The sequence below is a fragment of the Bacillus sp. ok061 genome (assembly GCF_900108285.1).
Lineage (GTDB): Bacteria > Bacillota > Bacilli > Bacillales > Bacillaceae_G > Bacillus_A > Bacillus_A thuringiensis_S.
On sequence record NZ_FNUW01000002.1, the window covers coordinates 426,178 to 450,216 of the forward strand.

Here is a 24,039-nt window from a genome sequence, read left to right on the forward strand (position 1 = left end):
TTTAGATGAATAGTGATTAACCGGACTATTTAGTATCTACTAAATAAAAAACAGGACCTGATATTCATCTATCAGGTCCTGTTTCACATAGACATTATACATGGATATTTTCCACACATTATCAATGTTTGTAATGTAGTTAGCCTTGTGGATCAGCGATAAAATCAGATATTATTTTTTCGATATCGAAAGGAGTAATCCCTTTATCCAAAGAAAAAATGCTTTCTGCTTCTTCGATGTCTTGAACGAGTTCACCTCTAGCTTCAATATGTAATCGGAACAAGTCATATAAATTCGGTTTAACTAAATTAGTTAAAGCCTTTCCAACTAGTATCATACCTTTTTGATTAGCCTCGATGGTATTATCATAAGTTAGATCTCTTGTAAGAGACAAATCTGTCCAAATCAATTTTCGTTCCTTTAAGTCTAAAATAACTGGAATAGAGATTTGGGTGTCGGCAGTAATATCCACTTTATCTTGAACAGTAGAAGGTTCAAATATTTCACCTGAACCAGGATATTGACGAACCATCCAACCAGTAAAGCATTCTGGTAAATCTTTATATGGTTGGTCTGTGTAAGAAAGCAAAGTCATGACTACATAGCGTCCACCATATTTCAGCACAGACGGAATATCGAAATCAATGAATTCAGATGCCCCCTTTGGTGCAGAAGTAATATCTCCACTATGGTAGGCTTTGAAATTTTTTGAACGTAAGTTCGTGAAGGATACATGTTCTTTGTATTGCCAATCTTCGTCGTACATTGCAGCAGACAAATCAATGTCAACGCGTCCTGTATGTTGTCCATTCACATAGCCTTCTTTCCACCATAGGAAAAAACGAATTGTATCTCCTTCTGGCAAATCTACTTTACTTCCTCGAGATAATGTGCGAAGCGCTTTGCTGGCTGAACGTTGAGAGAAGGGAACTAAGTGATTTTTTAACTGTTCATCCAAAAATACTTTTCCGAGACTTGGAAGTTCTGCGAAGCGATTTTTTAAAGTATCTTCACACATTTTTACAATCATTAAACAAATATCCTCCGAGATAAATGGAAGTGTATTTTCAATACCTATAGCTTTTGCTACATTTCCCTTTGGAAAAAAAGTACGAAATTCATTTTTATCATTTCGATGCTTAAAATGAGCCGTGAGTTGAAGTAATACAGGAGTAGAAACGTTTCCTATTATACTTAGAAAATCTTCGAGAATATTGAAAACATCTGTTGACTTATCACTACATAAACGGATTAAATGATCCAAACGTCTGGCAAATTCCCCCGGGCGAGTTTTTAAAAGATTTTTCGCTGTCATGATATCACGATTCAACAAAGCTGCTTCTATTTTTCCATTAAATGTTTCAACTTTAATGTTGTTGCGAAGAATCTCAAATGCTCGGTGGGTTTTTGGGAAACGAGTATGATATTCTGCTGGATGAAGAATTTCACCTAAACGAATCCAACGTTTTTTATATCGAAGCATATCTTCGGTAATGTTTCCGCATTGCTCTAACAATCCTAAAAGGAAGCGTCTTTCTGTTCGGTTAAACTTCTTGAATCGAACGGAGGATGCTAAACTCACATCGCCTTCAGATAAAGCAACTGCAAGGCGAAGAACATCAGTTGCCGTTTTAAAATACTTTGCAACAGCATCGGCTGATATTTTTCTGTTTATTAATAAAACCCCAATTATAAAAGACATATTTTCCTTATGAGGAATTACATTAGGTAGAAAACAGGAAACATCTTCAGTGTGTGTAATAGCCCATTCTACATCTGTCTTATCAGTTGAGGAAATAGAGCTGTTTGCACTAATCAATTGAGAAATCATTTGATTGAAATCTTCTTCACTTCCTAAGTCAATAACTTTCAAATCAACTCTATCTAAAAGAGGAAGTCGTTCTTCTACTTTTGATACAGGTAGGCGCAACGTCACATAATGAATAACGGCATTGATGTATAAATCAGCGTCACTTAAATCCATCATTTGTTGCGGAAAGTTTGGATACATAGGAGTAAACTGAATATGTGCACCAACCATTTCTTTTAAATGTTTTACCAACTCTTTGTAAAACGATGTGAATGCATCAATCGAAAGTGTTTGCAACTCTTCTATTAAAGGCTCGGAAAAAGTAAATCCTAAACTTTCCAAGTTTTTTAAAACAGTGGCTAAATAAATGTTCGGTAGTTTATTTTCTTCTCTTTTTATAATTACTTTCAAACTTCTTCTTATGTAAATAGAATTTTTCATGAGAACGCCGATTATTCACTCCTTATAAAAGAGGGGAATAGTCTGACTGTCCTCCTTTCAGTGGTAGATTTTTATTTTTACATGCATAAACACACTAATTGTAGAAAAATGCACAGAGGTTATATAGCTATTTTTTATTGAAAAATTAGGGGTATAACATTTAGTTGTTAAGTGGTAATTTGTTAATTAAGAAAAGAAAACCTCTACATCAATGGTTGATAAACTAAAGTTTATTCAATCCCAAAGAAGAAAGAGGTTTTATAGTCTAATTATTTTCATAGGAAATTGACAACTCTAAAACAATTTGAAATTTCTAAAAAAGAAGGAAGAATTGTCATAGCCTATGTGTTTAGCAGGAAAGTAACATCCCTATTTCGCCAAAGAAGTTAGAAGGAAGGAACGTCATAGCCTGCTTTATTAGTATATTCTCTTGCGAAGAGCAATTCAAGTATACTGTCTGATTTTTTATATTTTTCTTAAAGGGGAATTTTCATGTTTATCCCGCATCAACGGGTAGCCCGATTGGTGAGGGGGGTTAAAGTTTCACTTTATAAATAGGGAGACCATCACATGCCCTTTTTATAATACTATTACGGGAGGATTTTTATTTTTGATATATTATACCATTTATTTAATGGTATAATATGGTATGCGTTCTATGGAATGGAGTTGAATGAGTATTATAAATACAAAAGGTGAAATTAAAAAAACAAAAAGAAAAGTATTACTAACTATACTTACTATGTTAGTAATTATAATTGGATTTGGGTATTGGAAACTTTTTAGTTTGCAAGGTGTTCCAAAAGGGGAATTAATTCGAACAGTGAAATCTCCAGATGGAAAATATCTCATCAAGACTTATTTTCATAATGCAGGATCATTAAGTGCGGATGCTGTTAGGGGCGAATTAGTTAACCTTGATACAGATTCAGAGAAAAATATATATTGGAATTATCCAGATACCGATCCATATATTGAATGGGTAAATAAGAATATTGTTAGAATTGGAGATCAAACTTTAGATATTTCACAGAAAGAAACCTATGATTGGCGTGATGATGATAAGCACGTTAAAGAAATGCCTAAACAGTTTAGTAGATAAAGCAAGAAAATTTAAATTTATTTAATCTTATTCGTTTAACTATAGATAGGATTATATGAGTAAAAAAGTCCATTTAGATTTTTTAAATGGACTTTTTTAGGTTTCTAGATACGACTCCTGATAAAAATGGAACAAACTTGTTACTTAGGTTGTCTATTAAGTATACGTATAAAACAGGTGTTCATGATAGTTCGCTCATTTTATGAAAAGGAGATGCAAGAAGAGTGATATCCGATACACTTTTTAATTGTATCAATATGTATAACACCTAGAAAAACCATATATTCTTGAAAGAGGTTGAAAATGTATGATAGTCTTAAACAAGTTTTTTAACATTTTACATTACAAAAAGATGGTACCTGTAGTATTTCTTTCATGTGCAACGCTTATAGGCTGTTCCGATGGTAATACTCAATCTGAATTACCTAAACAAACAAATCAAACCAAACAAGAAACTACCGGTAATGATTCTTTTGCTAAACTTGAAAAAGAATTTGATGCTAAACTTGGTATTTATGCATTGGACACTGATACGAATCAAACCGTTACGTATCAATCAGATAAACGGTTTGCATACGCATCTACCCACAAAGCTTTAGCTGTGGGAGTACTTTTACAAAAGAAATCAATAGAAGATCTAAATCAAAGAGTTTTGTATACTCGTGAAGATCTTGTTAATTACAATCCAATTACAGAAAAGTATGTTGATAGTGGTATGACTCTGAAAGAGCTTGCAGATGCTTCTCTTCGATATAGTGATAATACTGCACAAAATCTTATTCTTAAACAATTAGGTGGACCTAGTGAATTCAAAAAATCACTGAGAGAAATAGGAGATACAGTTACGAATCCTGAACGTTTTGAACCAGAGTTAAACGAAGTGCATCCAGGAGACGTACATGATACTAGTACCCCAAAGGCATTAGCTACTAGTCTTCAGGCTTTTACGCTAGGAGATGTACTTTCAACTGAGAAACGGGATTTATTAATAGATTGGATGAAAAGGAATACTACGGGAGACAACTTAATTCGTGCTGGAGTTCCAGGAGGATGGGAAGTAGCTGATAAGACGGGCTCGGGATCTTATGGGACCAGAAATGATATCGCAATTATTTGGCCACCAAATAAAAAGCCAATTGTTCTTGCGATACTTTCTAATCATGATAAAGAGGATGCTAAATACGATGATAAGCTTATTGCAGAAGCAACCAAAATAGCGCTGGGTGTCTTAAAAGCTAAAAATAAATAATAATAGTATTAGTTATTGAAATTTTCCTGTTTTTCCGTCACAATATTGTGACGGTCTTTTTGTGTATTTTACAAAGAATCGTCTTAAGTAAAGAAAAAAGATAGAAACTATCTCTATTAAGTTTATTAATTAAGTAACAACAAATATATGCTTTATTGTATACTTATTGCATTTAATGTGGAGGAATAATATGGAGTCAAAAATTCTTATTGTTGATGATGATAAAGAGATTAGAAATCTTATCTCTGTATATCTGGAAAATGAAGGCCTAAAAACTCAAAAGGCAGAAGATGCTATACAAGCTTTACAACTGTTAGAAGAAAAGGAATTTGATTTGATTATTTTAGATATTATGATGCCGAATATGGATGGCATTGAAGCGTGTATGAAAATTAGGGAAGATCGTAATATGCCTATCATTATGCTATCTGCAAAATCTGAGGATATAGACAAAATTCAGGGCTTAGCCTCTGGTGCAGATGATTATTTATCAAAACCGTTTAACCCACTAGAATTAATCGCTAGGGTAAAATCCCAATTAAGAAGGTTTAAAAAATACAATACGTCCATAGAACATAATAAAAGTATTCTAGAAATTGGTGACTTAACCGTAAATACAGATACATGTCAAGTATGGGTAAGAGGAAAAGAAACAAGGTTGACTCCAAAAGAGTTTGCTATTCTCGAATTACTTGCCCGCAACAAAGGGGTTGTCCTGAGCGTTGCAAAAATATATGAAGCAGTTTGGAAAGAGGTTTTTTATAAATCAGATAATACCGTCATGGTACATATTACAAAAATAAGAGACAAAATTGAAGAGGACTCTAAACATCCTATTTATATTAAAACTGTTTGGGGAATTGGATATAAAATATGAAGAATGTTAGTTTTAGAAATAAGATTATTATAAAACTTCTTGGTGCTGTTGCAGTTAGTTTTTTTATTTCATTTGGTTTAACAATCCTCATTTTGGCATACGTCATAGATCCATTATTTATAAAACACGAAGAATTTGGTATGTTTGAATTCAATTTGGTATTGTTGTTCTTATTCGCGTTCGCAATCTTTAACTTTATAATAATTTTTTTGATATTGGTTCGAAAGAAAATAGTATATCTGAAGCTCATTTCGGATAATGTAAATGATATTGCAAATGGAAAACTAGGTCTGACAATTGGGATTAAGGGGAAGGACGAACTGACCCAACTTGCCCAAAATATCAACTATATGTCTAAGGAATTGGAAAATACATTTGAACAGGAAAGACGATTAGAACGTACGAAAAATGAACTCATAACGAACGTATCTCATGACTTACGCACACCGTTGACATCTATTATTGGTTATTTAGATTTATTAAAAAGAGGGCAATACGACAGTAAAACACAATTACAGGAATACCTTGAAACCACTTATTCAAAGTCACAGAGACTGAAATATTTAATTGATGAGCTGTTTGAATATACTCGTTTATCAGGCATAGATGCTAAGTTAAATCTTAATGAAGTTGATTTATCAGGTTTGTTGGAGCAAATAGTTGGAGAATACATTCCTATATTTGAAAAGGAAAGTTTAATCGTTCAAAAATCTATCACGGAAGAAACAATACCTATCTTCATAGATGTAGAAAAAATGGTACGCGTATATGAAAATCTCTTTATGAATGCGATAAAGTACAGCATGAAACCATCCGAATTATCCGTATGTCTTGAATTAATGGATAACAAAGCAATGTTGAAAGTGTCAAATAAAGTCGAGAAACCGCCTGTTAGCGATCCGAATAAATTGTTTGAAAGGTTTTTCAGGGGGGACAAGGCAAGAAAAGATGACCAGGGAAATGGTCTGGGGCTTGCTATTTCAAAAAGAATTGTTGAACTTCATGATGGTAATATACATGCAGAATATAAAGACGGCTGGATGTCCTTTATTGTTGAACATCCAATCAAATAGACTGGCTTATGGAATTACAGATTCCATAAGCTTTTTTTTATAAAACTTAAGAATTCTTAAGAATTTTACAGGGTGTTTCCTAATTTTCATAGATTATCATGGATGTATTCAAAGTGATGAGGTGAGTGAAGAAGATAAAAGGAAAGATTTCATTGTGGCTTAAGGGTGGATGCAACATGACTATTTTGTTAGTAGTAAACAAACATAGTAGCTTATTGTAATGAAATAAAAAAACGTAGGAGGATATATATGATAAAACCAGTTGTAGATGTAAAAAATATTCAAAAATTGTACGGTAAAAAAGGTGAGAATCAATCACACGCATTAAAAGGTGTATCATTCTCAATTCAAGAGGGGGAGTTTGTCGGTATTATGGGGCCATCTGGTTCTGGTAAAACAACATTATTAAATGTAATTTCAACGTTAGACACAGCAACGGGCGGCGTTGTTCAAATTGCAGGAACGGATATTACGAGAATGAAGCAAGGTGAACTTTCTGATTTCCGTTCGCAAAAGTTAGGGTTCATTTTCCAAGACTTTAATTTATTAGAGAACTTATCTATTTATGAGAACATTGCACTTCCACTTTCACTTCAAGGTGTTTCATCTCGTAATATTGGAAAGAAAGTAGAAAAAGTAGCTGATATGTTAGGCATTACAGCTATACTTCAAAAGTATCCTTCTGAAGTATCTGGTGGACAAAAGCAACGTTCCGCAGCAGCACGTGCGTTAGTTCATGAACCAGCAATTATTTTGGGAGACGAGCCGACTGGAGCTCTAGATTCTAAAAATGCAACGAGTTTACTTGATGCCATGACAAGCTTAAATAAAGAGCAAGGTGTATCCATTATGATGGTTACGCATGATCCTTACAGCGCAAGTTACTGTCAGCGTATTTTATTCATTCAAGATGGTGAGTTATATAAAGAAATTCATCGCGGTGGTACCCGTGAAGAATTCTATAAAGAAATTTTAGACGTGCTTGCAAACTTAGGCACACAAAAAGCGTAAGAAAGGAAGTTCAATTATGTTATTTAAGCTTTCTATGTCAGGCCTAAAAAGTAAGTTGCAAGATTACATTGTTTTACTTGTTGGTCTTATTGTCTCTATTTCAACTTTTTATATGTTTCAAACGCTAGCATCCAATAAAACGTTCCTTGAATCTAACTCTTCTATTAGGGATATTGTGGCTGTGTTTAAAATTGGTTCCTTTTTGTTAGCGGTTATCACATTTTTCTATATTTTATATGCAAACTCTTTCTTATCAGCTCTTCGTCAAAAAGAGTTTGGTATGTATATGATGTTAGGTGCAAAAAAGCATAAAGTTACATTACTTATGTTTATCGAAACAATCGTATTAGGCGCTGCATCTCTTTTGATTGGAATTACAATTGGTGTAGGATTTGCAGAAGGTATCGGTCAGTTATTAATGAAACAACTCGAGTTTGCTGGTGAAGGTTATAAAGCGTTTTATCTGCCATCTATAGCTATTACTTGCGTCTTTTTCTTTGTACTATTTGTATTATCGGCAATTATGAATAGTATTAAATTATCTCGTATTTCTGTACTGCAACTTGTACATGCAGATGAACAAACAGAACGTGTTGCCATAAAAGGAAAAATGACAGTTGTAGTTGCATTCCTTGGTATTCTTTTATTAGGTATTGGTTATGCATCACTGATTTATATGTCATATGCAAATTCGCTAATTATTTTGGGATTAATGGCCGTTGGATTAATCTCAGCAACCGTTGGTACTTACCTTATATTTGGATCCCTTCTCCCAGTTATGATTAACAAGCTAAAGAGTAATAAAAAACGTAGTGAAAAAGGCCTCAATGCTTTTACTTTTGCACAATTAAATTTCCGCATTAATGGTCTAACAAATGTGCTTGCAACAGTAACAATCTTAGTGGCTCTTGGTGCTGGTGGAATTGCTTGTGGTATGGCATTTAAAAACAACATCCTAAAAATTACAGATCAAATACAAATTTACGATTCAGTCATTCATAATCCAACAGCGGAAGAAAAGACAATTTTGGGTGATATCTTATTTCAAGAAAAACTAGAATATCATTACAAAGTGGATAATAAGTATGTTTATTATTTAAAAGAAGATGTAGAGAAAAATCACCCTTTCTCGCAAGGTATGAAAAATGAGAAAATTTCAGAGGAATTACCAATTGGTGCATTTTCAATAAAACGGGCGGAAGGAGAGACAGACACAAAACAATGGATTCAGGCTTTCAGAACGATCCAACCAGATTATTTATATCCTGATTATGAAATAAAAATTGTAGAACAAAACATATACGATGGGTTGAAGGGTAAAGAAAGTACTGTGTTTATAGGGAAAACAGATGATTTTGGATCATACATAAAAGAATGGAAAAAACTTGATGAATTACAGATAGCAAAATATAAAAATGTGAAAGCGGAAGAATTGGGTAGTAAGTATCAAACATATATTATGAGTCATGATTTTGCCAGCGGACTAATGTTTATGGGCTTTTTCGTTGGAGTTGCATTTTTAGCAATGATGGCAAGTTGCTTAATGTTTAAAGTTCTGTCGGGAGCATCAAAAGATGTAGCACGTTATCAAATGCTTCGTAAAATTGGTGTTCGCCGAGAATTATTAACAAAATCAATCTATAAAGAGTTATTCTTCATATTCTTATTCCCAGCAATTGTGGGGATTACTCACATATTAGTTGGTATGAACATGTTTGGAGCGCTTTTAATCGATCCGTACTCTCGCATTTGGTTACCACTTGTTATTTTTGTAGTAATTTATTCGATGTATTACTGGATTACTGTTCAATTATTTAAAGGAATTGTACTCCCTAAAAAAGATTAATGTAATGATGTTATTTATACGAAGTATCAACATAATCGGCCCCGTGTTATTGATTATACTGATTAGGAGGAATTTTGTTTAGTTAGCTTGATAGCGATAGGGTACCATCAAACACCCATCAAGTTAACAAATATAAATACCCTCAGAACAAAAATCCTGAAAGACACTTTCTTAATTTTCATTCTAGAGAATATCCGTTTCTTAAGTTAATAGTTTTGAGGCATTTCTTTTTCTTAAACTGTTGAATATAAGTACCCTCTAGTATAAATTTTACCATTGGAACAAGTGATTTTAACAACGTTAGGAGTGTTTCCTACAGCACAACGTAATTTGTGTTACATAGCAAGAAAAATAATCAAAATTTAAAGCGTGAAAAAGAAGCACCAAAGCAAGTAACATTGGTGTTTCTTTTTTTTGCTTTCGGGCACAGAGGTTCCTACAGCACTATTATAAAAGCGTAAGGGATTTGTAAGGAATAGGTAAGAAAAAAGAGATTTTCATTGTATATGATAAAAATATAAAGTGGCGCGAAGGGGGAAAGAGGTACGACTTATATATGAAAAACAAACCAGTAACAAGAGTGTTTTAAAGAAAAGAAGTAATTTCTAGAGTTAACATACATGTGGAAAAAGAGAAAGAAGGCATTGTATATTGAAGTTTGTTTATAATAGTTTTTAACCTGCTAGAAGGGATCGTAAAGTAGATTGTTAATCGCCTTGAAAATTTCTATTTCCGTATAATACTATGCATGCCGTATTAAAAATTTGAATTATGAAGGGAGAATTAATAAATATGAGCACGAGAAAAAGAATAGTAAGTAAGTTACTACTTGTCAGTGCAATTTGTACCATAACCATTCCTTCGGTTTCATATGCAGAGGAAGTAATTTTATCTAAAAATCTCGAGGATTATCCAAACTTATTTGAGGGACGGAATAAGGATGTATTGAAAAGAAGTTTATATCAAAATACATTTAATAATCCATTTAGTCACCAAATTAAATCGACATTAAAGGAAACAAACACAAATATAAAAAAAATAGACAATATTGAAGAGGGAAATCCTGTTATATCTACTGCTTTTTCATTTGTCCGTTCTATGCATACTGAAGATTATAAATCTGCATTTGATTTAACTTCTCGATCATTAAAGAAAATAATATCTAAAAAGTGGCTGAAGAACTATTGGGAAGAACTGCCTACGCAAGTACAAAAAGGTTCTTTTATAGAAATTGGAGAGGTCACACAAAAAGAGAAAAATTCTATTCATACAAATGTAGAGATTCAATTAGTTTTTGAACAAATGACTGTACCTTTACTAATAAGACTAGATCCATCTGGAAAAATAGATGATTTTCAACTCAGTATGCCGTTTAGTCCTGTTGCAGATCGGCCATCATATAGTAAGCCTGAATCATTTATTGATAAAGGAGTAGTAGTTGGAAGTGGTGCATTTCCATTACCAGGAACATTATCTGTTCCAAAGGGGAAGGGCCCTTTTCCAGCGGTTATTCTTGTTCATGGAGCTGGAGCAGCCGATCAGGATTCAGCAACATATGCTTTAAAACCATTTCGTGATTTAGCTGAAGGTCTTGCCTCGAAAGGAATTGCTGTCCTTCGCTATAATAAACGAACCTATGAACATGGATTGAAAACAGAACTTAGTCCGTTTTATACAGTTGATAAAGAGACAACAGATGATGCACTTTTTGTGACTCATTTTCTTCAAAATGAACCTATGATAGATAAGAATCAAATTTATATTCTTGGTCATAGTCAAGGTGGAATGATGATTCCGAGGATAATTGAAAAAAATCAAAATCAAAATATTGCTGGGGCAATTGTGATGGGAGGAGCGGGCAAGGCATTCACAGACAATGTTTTAGATCAACTGGAGTATCGTCTTTCTATTGGAGAAATGAAACCAGAAGAATATAAATTTTTCAAATCGCAATTTGAATTATTAAAGGATCCTAATTTTTCTAGTCAGAATCCTCCAAAGGATTTTTCTTTAGGACCACCAGTATATTGGGATTCTATCCGTAAAATTAAAGCAGCAGAAATGTCAAAAAAACAAAAAACACCGCTTCTTATTCTTCAAGGAGAAAGAGACTATCAAGTTCTATCAAAAATTGAAATTCCTTATTGGAAAGAACAATTAAAAGAGAGAGATAATATTGATTATCGACTATATCCAAAGTTAAATCACTTCTTTACAGAAGGGAATGGAGAATTAAGTAAACCGGATGAATATTATAGTCCCGCTAATATCCCTGAGTATGTTATAAATGATATTGCTACTTGGGTGCAAGGAAGAGCGAAATGAAATTAGCAACCATATTTTTAAATAGCTATTTTCAGAGATAACTAGTGAATTAGGGGGCATTTGGCTTAGAGGAATCCTCACATGAAAATAGTTCTGTAGGTGGAGAAATTACGAGATAATTATTTCGAATTAGAAAGGAATAATTATCAGATGAAAAGACCTGAAACTGGCTTCCGTATAGCAATAATAAAGATGTTTAATTTCTAATATAGAAAACAATAGCGTTGCTACATTCAATAGGTAGTAACGCTATTTAAAGTTTTTTAAAACAGGGTGAACTTTTTTAAAAAATTACCTATCAAAAATGATATTCAATTAAATTCGTAAGTTTATCCTTTACTGTACCTTGTAACTACATTTTACCTTGCTGTAAAGAAACAAAAAAACATTTTTTTATTCAATAATTCCAATTTCTAGAGCCTTTTGAACAGCTTCTTCTTTGTTACAGACTCCTAGCTTTGTATAAGCTGTAGAAGCATAATTTCTGACCGTACCATTTGACAAATATAACCTTGATGCTATGGTAGTGTATCGAAGTCCCTTTGCTACTAGCTGCAATATTTCTATCTCTCTAGCCGTTAGCTCATAAGCGGTTGCTTTTGATTGTGGTGTCTCTTTTTGCTCATCAAACTTCTCAAATATTTTGTGAGACATTCCCTGATCAATCAGTGTCCCACCTTTGTGAATAAGTCGGATTGTATTAGCTAGCTCCAACGTTTCAATAGATTTGAGTAAAAAACCATCCGCACCGTTGCGAAGCGATTCCAACGCCTGTTCGGTATCTTGAAACGTTGTAAAAATCAATATGCGGATATGTGGCCATTGTTGTTTAATCTTTTTGGTTGCTTCGATTCCATCCATGTGCTGCATATCTAAATCCATAAGTATAACATGGGGTTGAAGGCGCCCACACAAATCGATGGCTTGATTGCCATCCTCAGCCAAGCCGACTACATTTAAATCTTCATATCTATCGAGTAGTGTCCTCAAACTTTCCCGAACAAATGGCTGATCGTCTACAATTAACAAACGAATAAGTCCATCTTTTATTTCAGTTTGTCGCGGTATGGTGCATGTAACAAGCATTCCTTCCTCTGGCTTTGTATATACAGACAAATGACCTTGCAAGTTCATTGCTCGTTCTTTCATCGCATTCATACCGAAGCCTTCCTGCCATTCTACATTTCCTTTTCCATTATCTTGAACTTCTAACCTCGTATATTGTTGTTCAAACTGCAATGAAACTATAATTTCAGTCCCTTGACCATGACGTACTGCATTCGTAAGGGACTCCTGTAAGCAACGAACGAATGTGATCTTCGCTTGCCGAGATAGTTGATATTCCTCTCCGAATGTCCTAAAACTTACATTTACCTGAGCGTGCTCCTGAAATTCGGCTCCAAGATTTTGTAGAGATTGAATCAAGGAAGACGATTGACACGGAGAATCCATTTGATGTAGGTAACCTCTCACGTCCTCAATGCTTTTACGTCCCATTTCAAGCAGAGAATCTAGCCTCTGTATACCCATTTCAGTAGCAAGTTCGGTACGCAGCGTTTCCATCCCCATAATAATAGAAGTATAAGCGTGACCAACTGTATCATGAAGCTCACTCGACAGTCTGTTCCGTTCTTCTGCCAGTGTAATACGTTCAATCTGAGACATATATTGCTCAAGTACCGCGTTTTGTTTACGAATCGCTTCATTTTGCTTATGATTGACGATTAATAAATGGAAAGCGAAGCCCATTACATAAGCAAGTCCATAGTAGGTAACCATAATCCAATAGTTATTACTTGGCGCAACCGCATAGAAAATTCCAGTTGTTATAAAAACTGTTGTTGGAGCTGTCCAATAATAGGACAAATGCTGACTATTCGCAGCAATCAGAAAAGCCGATATAAGAAATGTAACGTTAGCTCCCGGAAATAAAGAAGTTAAATATATACACAGTCCACCATATAGCAGTATTTCTGTGAACAAATAATATTTATAATTGAACAGTAAGGCTACCCATGGAATCGAGAAGGCAACAATTTCCCAAAGAATAATAATCCAAAGTGGCAATGTTAAACTATCCTGAAAATCTAATGTGGTTATGGCGATAGAGACACTAACAAGTATACGGACTCCTAACATAATCCAATCGTACCAAAACCAATACTTAACCATATCTAACAAGTCATTTACCCCCTAAATAGCCTACCTTTTTACTTCCTATATTATAAATTAATCCTTCATACATTGTTGTACTTTTTAATTTTACACTACAATTCTCTCATAGAAGGTAAACTTCTATTGATTTAGTTGCCGGATCATGCTATGTGTATAGCCTCCAATTTTCTTTGTCAAACCATCTACTATTTTAATACTTATGGCAGTAAATACTATACCCATAAACATTACAAAGAGTGACTTGGAAAAAGTATCTATCTGTATGAATATAATATTCATTTCAATGTAGCGATACAGTAGTGGTGCCAACAACAACATAAGTGGCATTACATAAAAAATGATTGCACTAATGAGACTGAAAATGCCAATCACTAATTTCTGCATTAACCAAAAGACAGCAGACCAAGTACGACGATCTGTAAGCACTAATTTCACCTGAGACCAGTTTGATGTATCCATTTTTATACTTCTATCGTAAGTGTCGGTCGAAATATCTGTATAAATTTTCGTCTGTATGCGCTCGAATTGGATAAAAGGTGTCGTAGTCTGTAGTACGCGTATAACTAGTGGAATCCCAATTACCGTAAATGAAAGGGTGAAACTGAATAGCAGAGCTATTAGGTAAAAACAAAAATAAAACAATCCTGTAACGAAAGTTAGCAATAAAAAATAACCATTCTGGATGAATCTTGATTTCATAAAGTTCTCGCTCCTATCTATGTAATAACCGAATTGTACTGCTTTTTTTGTCATTTTCACTAGTGTAAAAGTGTCATATGACACTTTTAAATGATGCTAAAAAGGGGAGAGTAACCTACTTCTGGTTAAAAAAGATACTTATATCAATCACCATAAAACAATCCCGTTCTTGCAGATGCAAGAAGGGATTGTTTTGTACTTTTATTTAATATGAGATGGACTTGTTTTTCGAATATGAAAAATAATATCAAATTGCTCAAGCAATGACGTATCAAAGTATGCCGATTCGTTGGGTAAAAGTCGTGCCCCTATACTTAGTAATGGTCTTTTTGTTTTAACCCATTTCTCTGCTGGTCCTTTAAGGTGACGGTTATCCAATAAAAACATTTTATATGGTACTTTTCCAAGGGTATAATTGAAACTATTTACATCTTGTGGAATCGGATCCGTTTTAATCTTATCTTGGGTGTCGCTGTATAAGGTGAAATTCCCCTCCGTAGTTGTACTGCCAATTGTGACATAATTATTGTCTAAACGTTCCTTCAAATAATGCCCCGCAACATAAGGGTATAGTTTCTCATCGATAATTCCTTTAGCTATATGAATATTGTGTCCCCATACCATCGTTTTACCACCCAATGTCTCTTGTGCCCACATTGCATGATCGGTCAAGTATTGCTCATGTAGCTTTAACACACTTGGATAGTCGTTAGGAATTAGCATTGTGGTATATTTCTCTATTACACTTGCCGTTGCTTTCGCCCAGATGTACTCAGGTGAAACTATTTCTGTGTTGGCTTGCCCATTCTCATCTTTTAGTAATTGGGCTACTCTCTCAGCGTTTGCTTTGAAATTTTCTTTTGTTTCAGGAGCAAGGTCCATATATTCCTTTATACTTCCATTAAAAGCCGACAATTCTTTATAATTTTCTTCTACTTCTGCCAGCAAATCTGGTCGATGTAGCCTTACATAATCAATTACTTTATTAAAGCAATCTTGGTCCAACTCCTTTAAGTCGAGCCCAATAAATTGGATCTTTTTTTTATTGGATGGATTAGCATTATAATCTTTCATCCAGTCAATCATGGCTATAATTTCATCAGTAGGATATAACAAGTTTAAAAATTCTCTAGGGTTTCCTTTTCCTGTTTGGATATATTCATTTAGTTTTAAGCCGTTTCCCCAATCTTCTTCCATTGTGAAATTTGTAAAACCCATCTCAGTAACCAAATATTTCACAAGGCGAAACTTCATAGTGAAAATTTCAGAGCTTCCATGAGTATTCTCTCCTAATCCTACATATTGTGCGCTCCCAATCATTTTCTTAAGTGGTTTTAAATCCTCAAATGATTTTGACGGCTCTATCGTTTTTAATGGGTAAGCCTGTGATTGTATGGATTTAACTATATTTTTTTGTATTGATTGACCTGAATTTTCGACTGCTACTGTTTGAGCCTTTCCTACTTCTACACATCCTGTGACTAATAAAGCTGTACTAACCATTGCAATTATGCTTTTCTTATTCATTTTTTCCACCTCAATTGAATTATTTGTAAAGCAAGATTGATTCATTGTACTTGCACGAATCAATTGCCTTAATTCAATTGTTATCTATTCCATATCATATTTTCTAGTTACATATTGTCATAAGGTTAATTGACACAGGTCATAGACTAATCATTACACTTTTGTACTATCGGTTATGACAACTTATAAATAATAATTACATTGATGAGTCGTAAGTAAGACTAGACTATAAATTGGGGAGGGATTTTAAAGATGAATGAATCTGTATACAAAAATATTTTTATTCTAAGTTGTGTCTGTGGAAATGACAAGAAGTAAATTCGATAAACAAGTGAATTATAGGGGAAGGGCGGATTAAAATGATATTACACGCAAAATCGTTCCACAATAAAGATAAAATCCAACGTGCTAAAATAGGACTTCAACTCTTTCTGAGTATCTTAATCATTACTTCTATTATCCTAAATGTAGTAGTAATAATTACGAAAAGTATGCCGCTTATTGTGGTATATATGTTTACCCCAGCATTTTCTTCTATTTTGACTCGCATAATACTGAAAGAAGGGTTTAAAGATGTATCTTTTAGTCTCGGTAACTTAAAGATATGGAAGGGGATCGGTTTTGCTCTGCTAATCCCTATGATTATTTGTGGAATTACTTATTCTATCGCCTGGTTGAGCGGAATTGCGGGGTTTCAGTATCCCGAAGTTGGTATGTTTATTTTAGAACCGATCTACAATATGCTTGGGCTTCAGTATGTAACGGCACCATTCAGCTTCATTTATCTAGTAGTATTGAGCGGCATTTTCGGAAGTTTGCTTGGCTTAATCCCAGCTTTGGGAGAAGAAATGGGTTGGCGAGGTTATATGCTCACAAGGCTAGTCGATGCAGAGTTTTCACGGCCCATCCTTATTAGTGGATTGATTTGGGCAACGTGGCATGTTCCAATAGTTATTGCTGGTCTATATGTAGCGGGCCCATCTGTCGTTCTTTCAGTACTTGGTATCTATCTTTGTATTGTACCATTCGGTTATATTATAGCTTATTTACGAATTATCACAGGTAGCATTTGGCCTTCGGTTATCATCCATGCTACTTGGAATGCCATTATTCAAGGACCTTTCACACGTGCAAGTACAGGGTATCAAACTGAGATTTGGATTGGAGAATCTGGCTTGATAACCGCTATTATTATCTTGATTACTGCAATAATTACGTCTCGAATCGTAAATTTTACTAAATAGCATACGGATGTGTTTTAAATTCAATTAGTGAAATATGACGAGGCGAAATAAGATGCTCCTAAAAATATTAGAAAAAATCTAGTTGAACAGACTCTTACTTAATCTTAGGCTGCTGGATATGTGGGTACATCAAGCTAAGAAAATAAACTTGGTTGCCATAAAAAACATAATGTTTTCATTTAAAGGCTATGAGATGAAATTTCATCATCTTCATCAAGTTTGACCTTCAGGAAATAAAAAGTTAAACGATTATACAAATACTCTAACTGAAAAAACGATAGTCCTTCTACATTTTAGATAGAAGGACTATCGTTTATTTTTTTGACAAAATTAGGAGGTGATGTTTATAAAATGGATAATATAATTCGTATTTTACGTAAAGAGAAAAAGTTTTCCAAAGAAGATGTAGTTAATTCCTTTGGTATAACGGTTGATTGAAATTTCATTTTATAACTTGTAAAGGGCTGTGCAATGCATCGTACTATTGAAAAATCTAAATTTAATCATTAAATTGCGATAAAATGTGGTCGGAAATAATGAAATTTTAGGAAAAATAAGGTACACTAGTCTATGATTTTAATTGAAAATCGTTTGACGTTAATACATACGGGGGAAAGATTGATGAACAACAATACAACAAATGAATCAGTTGAAGAAATTGATCAAAAACGAGTAAGATCAAACAAAAGTTATACAAATTGGAAGTTTATCGCAGCGGGTATTGGTGTAATTGCACTTCTTATTGGGGGAATGAGTTATTATCAGGCAACTCACTTCAATTCGAATGTTACAATTAATGACACAAAAGTTGGTGGTCTGAGCGCTGATCAGGCAATACAGAAATTAAAGACATCTGGACTAGCAAACAAAGTCTATGTTGATCAACAACAAATTTTAGATGAAAAAGATACAAAAACGGAACTTACGGAAAAAGATTTGCCTCAAGTTAAGAAACTATTAAAAAACCAGTGGACATTTTTCCCTTCCTCAAAGGGAGAAAATTATTCATTGCTACCAGAGAAGGCAGATCTGTATCGTAGTGAAACGATGAAAAAACTTGTAGAAGAAAAGCTCATCTCTATGAATGAAAAGTTAAAAGCGCCTCAAGATGCTATGGCGAAGCTAGAACAAGGAAAAATTGTTATTTCGAAAAGTGTTGAAGGAAAACAGTATGACGTTACTAGTCTACTGAAAGATTACGATAAGCAAAAATATAAAAGCGAAATTCATCTGAAGTCTGCATACATAAAACCTATTAAAGAAGACGATCCGATTGTCAAAAAAGAGGAGAAAGCGCTACAGAATCTTCTTGGGCAGTCTGTTGAGTATAAAGTGCAGAATGAAGTTTATCCTTTAAAAGCGAAAGATTTAATTCAAAATGCTTCTATCTCAAAGGATATGAAAGTTACAATTGACGCGAGCGACATTAAGAATAAAATTACTGAAATTAATAATGCCAAATCAACATTAAATAAAGATTTCTCATTTAAAACGCATTCCGGTTCAGTCATATCAGTAAAAGGGCAAGGCTACGGCTGGGCACTAGATGTTGAAAAAGAAACTAAACAAGTTCAACAAGCCTTTGAGAAAGGCGAAAAGTCGCTTTCTGCTTCTAATATTCACGGAAATGGTTGGGAGAAGGAAGGTATCGGTTATAAAACAACATCGAATAATGGCATCGGAGACACGTATGCAGAAGTTTCAATTGCAGAGCAACAAATTTGGATTTACAAAGATGGAAAATTAGTTGTCACAACAAATGTAGTAACGGGTAAACATAGCACGAGTGAAGATACATCACCAGGTGTGTGGTACGTTCTATATAAACGAACACCATACACGCTGAAAGGAAGCGCAGTAGGTAAAGCTGATTATGCAGTTAAAGTAGATTACTGGGTTCCATTCACAAATAGTGGTCAAGGATTCCATGATGCAGGCTGGCGAAAAGACTGGGGAAATAATGCTTATTTAACAGGGGGATCAGGTGGGTGTGTAAACCTGCTGCCTAACGTTGCAAAAACTGTATATGATAGTTTGAACACGTATGATCCAGTTATTGTGTACTAGAAAATAGGTACGTATCAAGAAATAAGGCAGGAAATTTTACTTGATGGTATATGAAAAAACACCTCTTGAATTCGCATGCGAAGTATGTAAATTCAATGGAGGTGTTTTTTGTTTGAAAACAAGAGTTCATTGCTTATAAGAAACAAAGTAGGAAGAGGTTGAAGTGAAGAAACAGGTATTCAAACAGTCAATAAAATTGACATTGAATATCATTTTCACTTATTATGGAATCATTGCATTTAATTAGACATGACTTTTTTATTAATATAATAGATTTCTAATAAGGTGTCCCATTTAATAATTTAAACGTAGGAAAGGGTAATATAAAAATGAACTGGAAAAAAGGCGGATTATGGATTATTATTTTTTTCATTGTAAAAGGTACGATTTCAACATTGTTAATCGTTACAGGTGCTAAATATTTTGATTTATCATTTATGCAACTTTTCGTACTAATACTGGTCTTATTACTGATTTCTCTCATAAGCCGAAAATTACTGTATAAACATAAACAAAACAAAAAGCAAAAAGAACTAAATATATAATGAAGCCCCAGAGACCTTTGGATTTCTGGGGTTTTATTTCGATAGTTTTTTCGCATGTATATCAATTTAACAGAATAGGTTGTCCAAAATGATAAAATCGATGATGTTTAAAATGCGTCAGTTATTTTTACATAAGGATTGTAGAGAGTCTTTAAATATCAATTTTTATTTTGAAGCGACAGACGCGCATAAATTATGCTGGTTTTTCAATTGGTAGTTTAAATGTAAAAGTACTGCCTTCTCCTAATTCACTTTCAACTGTAATTTTTCCTCCGTGTAGTTCGACAATCCATTTTACCATCGACAATCCTAAACCTGTGTTTCCGGTGCTTGAAGATGTTCTTGCTGCGTCAACTCGATAGAAGCGGTCCCATATTTTCGTAATATGTTGCTCGCTGATGCCTATGCCATTATCGGAGACTTTACCTATTATGTTGGTTTCATCACGGAACAGTTGCATATGCACAGTGCCGTTCGCTTTGCTATAAGCAATCGCATTCGTTAGTAAATTCATTAATAAACGCATCATCAATGTTTGATCTGCTTTCATAAACAGGTCTTCCTCTATATGAGTTGTGATATCAATCGAAGCTTCTTGAACCATTAATGAAAGCTCTTCTACAACGATTTCCGTTAATTCACTCATATTGATACATTCAAATTGGAAAGTATTATGATTTTCTTGGTCAGCTCTTGCTAATAATAAGAGTTGTGAGATTAGCGCGGACATTTTACGTGATTGCTTTAAAATTACTTCTAAAGATTCTTCCATTTCTTTCGGATTATTCCTCAGTGATAAAGCGTATTCGCATTGCGAAATAATAACAGATGTTGGTGTTCTTAATTCATGAGATGCATCAGATGTAAATTGTTTTTCACTTTCGAATGATGTCTCCAATCGCTCAAACATTTTGTCAAAGGTTTGTGCTAAATGATACATTTCGTCTTTCGATGAACCTTGTAAATTAATTCTCTTCGAAAGGTCTTTACCATCACCAATTTCACTGGCTGAATCACTCATTTGTTTCACAGGTCGAAACGCTCTTTTCGTAATAAAATATCCTCCCACTGCCGCAATGAGAATAAGTAATGGAAATGTGATGAGTGTTACCACGATAAGCGTATTCATTGTTGATGATAATTGGTTCATCGTCATTATTCCACGAACCCAGACTTGCTCATCGCCACCTGCATTATGGAGAAAATCATATACTATCCATTCTTTATTACCATTTTTAATGGCTTGTATTTCATCGGATTTAAGCGATACCTTTTTATTAAAGCTTGTTGGACTACTTCCTGCCAATAGCTCACCTTGCTTACTATAAATGAGGAGATTTACTCCATCTTCTAAAGTTTCAAAATCATCGTCAATCTTTAACTGTCCATGCTTATATTTGATATCTTCAATACTTTCTTTTACTGTGCTCTTTAATTGATTTTTCATATTAAAAAGCACAACTTTATCTGAAGAAGCTAAAATAAAAGCTAACACGAGTGCCATAATAATTACAACTAACCCCGTATACCAAAGGGTTACTCTCATTTTTATTGATAGTTTTTTCATGATTCTACTCGCAATACGTAACCAGTTCCTCGTACTGTATGAATTAACTTCGTTTCAAACTGGCTATCAATTTTTTTACGAAGATATCGGACGTAAACATCAATAATATTCGAGCCACCTTCATAGTCGTAATTCCACACATGTTGCTCAATTTTATCTCGTGTCAACACAACTTCTTTATTACGAATCATATATTCTAAAATAGCAAATTCTTTACTGGAAAGAGTGATAACCTGGTCTCCTCTTGTTACTTTATGCATATTACAATCTACCACTAGGTCAGCGAGTTCAAATACATTAGATGTATTTCCTGTTTTTCTTCGCATTAACACTCGAATTCTTGCTAATAGTTCATCAAAAGCAAACGGCTTTACTAAATAATCATCCGCACCTAAGTCGAGTCCTGTTACGCGATCATCAATTGTATCTTTAGCTGTAAGAAGCAAGACAGGAGTTGTATTATTATCCGCGCGTAACCTTTGTAATACTTGTAAACCATCTATTCCAGGAATCATAATGTCAAGCACAATCAAGTCATAGGTAGCCATGTTTATATAATCCAAGGCATCTTCGCCATTCCCACATGCATCGACACTATAATATTCTGCATTTAATCGTTTCACCAATATATTTTGTAAGTCTTGTTCATCTTCGACAATAAGAACTCGCATTAACATTCTCCTTTTCCTCTTATTAATATGTATCACTATAATTCCAAAACATTAAAGAAAGATTAGAAACTATTTAATTATATCATTTTATTTTTTTGTACATTAATCTTCCTTTAATGTTTGTTCAGTAATATAAAGGCAAGGATAAGGTGCACATGTAAAGGGAGGAAAACAGAATGAGAAAGTGGATGTTGATTGGAGCAATGTCTTGTTTATTCTTAACAGCTTGTTCTACTCAAGCTGATAACAATACAGAAGTGCAACAACTGAAAGTGAAAAATGATAAATTACAAAAAGAAGTTGCTCAACTACAACAAGAACCAAATAAAATAGGGCCTGCTACGAATGATACGAAGCAAACACAAGATTTCAAAAACGAAGTCACATCTATTGTAGAAAAGGCAAATAACACGAAACCAGTTGGAGCAAAAGAAGAAAACTTAAATACGTACTTAGCAGCAAAAAAAGAAATTGACCAATTGGATGAAAAGATAGATCTATCTGATAATCAGCTAGAAGCAGATTATCACGCTGGAACGATAACTGTTGAACAATATCAAACGCAAGAAAGAGAACACGATATACTGGAAGATCAATTAGAGCAAGCAGAAAATGCACTTGAAGCAAGATTTGGAATAGATGATTAATCATGAAGGAGTGGATGAAAATGTTAAAACATAAAAAGAAAATAATTATAAGTGTAATTGCTATTTTAGTAAGTGGTATTGCTATTGTTAGTGGATATTATGGTATGGGTTACAATTATGCAAAAAAGAATGAAAACTACACAGAGAAACAAGTTCGTGAAATTTCTTTAGCTCATACAAATGGAGAAATTATTAATGTGAAAAAAGAATTCGAATTAGAAGATGACAACTTAGCACAATCAAAATTTGAATATGAAGTGGAAATTAAGACACCTGATAATCTGTTAAATATTTTAAAAGTTAGTGCTAGAACAGGTACAATAGAAATCAATAATGAAGATTAAATAAATATCGACAAATAAAATATTACGTACTTGATTTTTGTTATCGATAGCGAAGAAAAAGACGGTTCCCTAATTTTACAAGGGAATCGTCTTTTTTTTGTTCTATGGATCTATGCATTTTTTATACTTTCCTATCCTGGTGCGGTTTTAGGGTTCTTGTCTGTTATTGGATTAACTGAAAAACTGTATAAAACCTTGTATACCCTTAGTGTGGTTTTTTCTGAAATACTGGCGGTACCCCGTCGCTATCAATCTAAGCTCATACAACGTCAATTATATTAGGGGGTGTTTCAGTTCTCGTTTCTTTTTCATAAGCAGTAATTGCCGCATTTGCAATATATTAGAAGAACAAAGTAGAATGGCAATCAATTGCCCATACAAATGGCATTCCAATCGTTCTCGTTTTATCTTTTTACAAGGATGGATATGAAAGAATGACTTCCACTTATAAGAACGTGAAGAAGTGTTGATGCCGGTTGGAACTGTGGTAAAGGTTGAGGGTGGAATCTAAGGGAATATCAGAGATGTGCATGAAAGGTTATTAATCCATCTTCTATAAAATCGTGGGATTATATATGCACTTATTATCCTGGAGATTTTAAAATAAAACCTATCTAATTATAGAAGTGATTTGAACGTAAGGAAATTGTAAGAAATGGATAAGAAAAAAGAAATTTTTATTGTGTAGGATACAAATATAGAGAAGCGTAAAAGAGGGAGGGTAAATAGGATACATTTATACGAAAAACAAACTAGTAATAAGAGCATTCTATTGGTGGCAATTACTGAAAGAACAGAATACTCACTACAGTTCCTACA

General features: G+C 33.8%; 18 protein-coding genes and 1 pseudogene. 12 read left to right on the forward strand and 7 right to left on the reverse strand.

All coding sequences use genetic code 11. The features are described 5' to 3' along the window. Positions 1-139: 139 nt before the first annotated feature. A complete protein-coding gene (locus C4S65_RS33955) occupies positions 140-2,251 on the reverse strand; it encodes a TerD family protein (RefSeq protein ID WP_141527029.1) in 2,112 nt (703 codons plus the stop codon). 673 nt (positions 2,252-2,924) lie between these two features. On the opposite strand from C4S65_RS33955, the gene C4S65_RS04790 reads away from it, so the two are divergent. From C4S65_RS04790 to C4S65_RS04820, 7 genes are all read left to right on the forward strand, one after another. Further along, complete coding sequence (locus C4S65_RS04790) at positions 2,925-3,353, forward strand: DUF5412 domain-containing protein (protein WP_000022540.1); 429 nt, start codon at positions 2,925-2,927, stop codon at positions 3,351-3,353. Between the two features lie 307 nt (positions 3,354-3,660). After that, complete coding sequence (gene bla / locus C4S65_RS04795) at positions 3,661-4,602, forward strand: class A beta-lactamase (RefSeq protein ID WP_061666929.1); 942 nt, start codon at positions 3,661-3,663, stop codon at positions 4,600-4,602. 190 nt (positions 4,603-4,792) lie between these two features. Further along, positions 4,793-5,479, forward strand: coding sequence for a response regulator transcription factor (locus C4S65_RS04800; protein ID WP_000444080.1), 687 nt, complete (start codon positions 4,793-4,795; stop codon positions 5,477-5,479). Further along, positions 5,476-6,552 (forward strand): HAMP domain-containing sensor histidine kinase, encoded by a 1,077-nt coding sequence (locus C4S65_RS04805; protein ID WP_000800290.1) that lies wholly within the window; start codon positions 5,476-5,478, stop codon positions 6,550-6,552. Before C4S65_RS04800 ends, C4S65_RS04805 begins: the two co-directional genes overlap by 4 nt. 249 nt (positions 6,553-6,801) lie before the next feature. Then, the gene (locus tag C4S65_RS04810; RefSeq protein ID WP_000595172.1) at positions 6,802-7,563 is read left to right on the forward strand and encodes an ABC transporter ATP-binding protein; all 762 of its coding nucleotides are present in this window, start codon (positions 6,802-6,804) and stop codon (positions 7,561-7,563) included. 16 nt (positions 7,564-7,579) lie between these two features. Further along, positions 7,580-9,409, forward strand: a complete 1,830-nt coding sequence (locus C4S65_RS04815) for an ABC transporter permease (RefSeq protein ID WP_000897817.1) — start codon at positions 7,580-7,582, stop codon at positions 9,407-9,409. Positions 9,410-10,201: 792 nt separating this feature from the next. Continuing rightward, the gene (locus C4S65_RS04820) at positions 10,202-11,734 is read left to right on the forward strand and encodes an alpha/beta fold hydrolase (protein ID WP_142391521.1); all 1,533 of its coding nucleotides are present in this window, start codon (positions 10,202-10,204) and stop codon (positions 11,732-11,734) included. Between the two features lie 393 nt (positions 11,735-12,127). Here the strand turns inward: C4S65_RS04820 and C4S65_RS04825 are convergent, their stop codons facing one another. The 3 genes from C4S65_RS04825 to C4S65_RS04835 all read right to left on the reverse strand — a co-directional run bounded on the left by C4S65_RS04825 (position 12,128) and on the right by C4S65_RS04835 (position 16,135). After that, entirely contained in the window at positions 12,128-13,915 is a 1,788-nt protein-coding gene (locus tag C4S65_RS04825) for a hybrid sensor histidine kinase/response regulator transcription factor (RefSeq protein WP_061665902.1), read from the reverse strand. A gap of 114 nt (positions 13,916-14,029) precedes the next feature. Continuing rightward, positions 14,030-14,608, reverse strand: coding sequence for a sensor domain-containing protein (locus C4S65_RS04830; RefSeq protein ID WP_061665903.1), 579 nt, complete (start codon positions 14,606-14,608; stop codon positions 14,030-14,032). 201 nt (positions 14,609-14,809) lie between these two features. Then, on the reverse strand, positions 14,810-16,135 hold the full coding sequence (locus tag C4S65_RS04835; RefSeq protein ID WP_098013747.1) for an erythromycin esterase family protein: 1,326 nt from the start codon (positions 16,133-16,135) through the stop codon (positions 14,810-14,812). Between the two features lie 359 nt (positions 16,136-16,494). Here C4S65_RS04835 and C4S65_RS04840 point away from each other — a divergent pair, with 359 nt between their 5' ends. The 3 genes from C4S65_RS04840 (at position 16,495) to C4S65_RS04850 (ending at position 19,991) form a co-directional block, all read left to right on the forward strand. After that, entirely contained in the window at positions 16,495-17,379 is an 885-nt protein-coding gene (locus C4S65_RS04840; protein WP_061665905.1) for a CPBP family intramembrane glutamic endopeptidase, read from the forward strand. A 621-nt stretch (positions 17,380-18,000) separates the two neighbouring features. Further along, positions 18,001-19,446 carry a L,D-transpeptidase family protein gene (locus tag C4S65_RS04845; protein WP_141527030.1) on the forward strand — a complete coding sequence of 482 codons (1,446 nt, stop codon included), beginning with the start codon at positions 18,001-18,003 and terminating at the stop codon, positions 19,444-19,446. 329 nt (positions 19,447-19,775) lie between these two features. Further along, positions 19,776-19,991, forward strand: a complete 216-nt coding sequence (locus C4S65_RS04850; protein ID WP_001104092.1) for a hypothetical protein — start codon at positions 19,776-19,778, stop codon at positions 19,989-19,991. Between the two features lie 193 nt (positions 19,992-20,184). Here the strand turns inward: C4S65_RS04850 and C4S65_RS04855 are convergent, their stop codons facing one another. Together C4S65_RS04855 and C4S65_RS04860 are read right to left on the reverse strand one after the other, a co-directional pair. After that, on the reverse strand, positions 20,185-21,558 hold the full coding sequence (locus C4S65_RS04855; protein WP_061665906.1) for a HAMP domain-containing sensor histidine kinase: 1,374 nt from the start codon (positions 21,556-21,558) through the stop codon (positions 20,185-20,187). Then, complete coding sequence (locus C4S65_RS04860; RefSeq protein ID WP_098838669.1) at positions 21,555-22,229, reverse strand: response regulator transcription factor; 675 nt, start codon at positions 22,227-22,229, stop codon at positions 21,555-21,557. The genes C4S65_RS04855 and C4S65_RS04860 overlap by 4 nt, the downstream gene beginning before the upstream one ends. 176 nt (positions 22,230-22,405) lie before the next feature. On the opposite strand from C4S65_RS04860, the gene C4S65_RS04865 reads away from it, so the two are divergent. Together C4S65_RS04865 and C4S65_RS04870 are read left to right on the forward strand one after the other, a co-directional pair. Continuing rightward, a complete protein-coding gene (locus tag C4S65_RS04865) occupies positions 22,406-22,876 on the forward strand; it encodes a hypothetical protein (protein WP_001233666.1) in 471 nt (156 codons plus the stop codon). A gap of 20 nt (positions 22,877-22,896) precedes the next feature. Then, positions 22,897-23,220: a hypothetical protein gene (locus tag C4S65_RS04870; RefSeq protein ID WP_000912134.1), complete on the forward strand. Its 324-nt coding sequence runs from the start codon at positions 22,897-22,899 to the stop codon at positions 23,218-23,220. A gap of 291 nt (positions 23,221-23,511) precedes the next feature. Here the strand turns inward: C4S65_RS04870 and C4S65_RS04875 are convergent. Further along, a pseudogene (locus tag C4S65_RS04875) lies at positions 23,512-23,664 on the reverse strand (IS4 family transposase); the annotation flags it as partial. Positions 23,665-24,039: the final 375 nt, after the last annotated feature.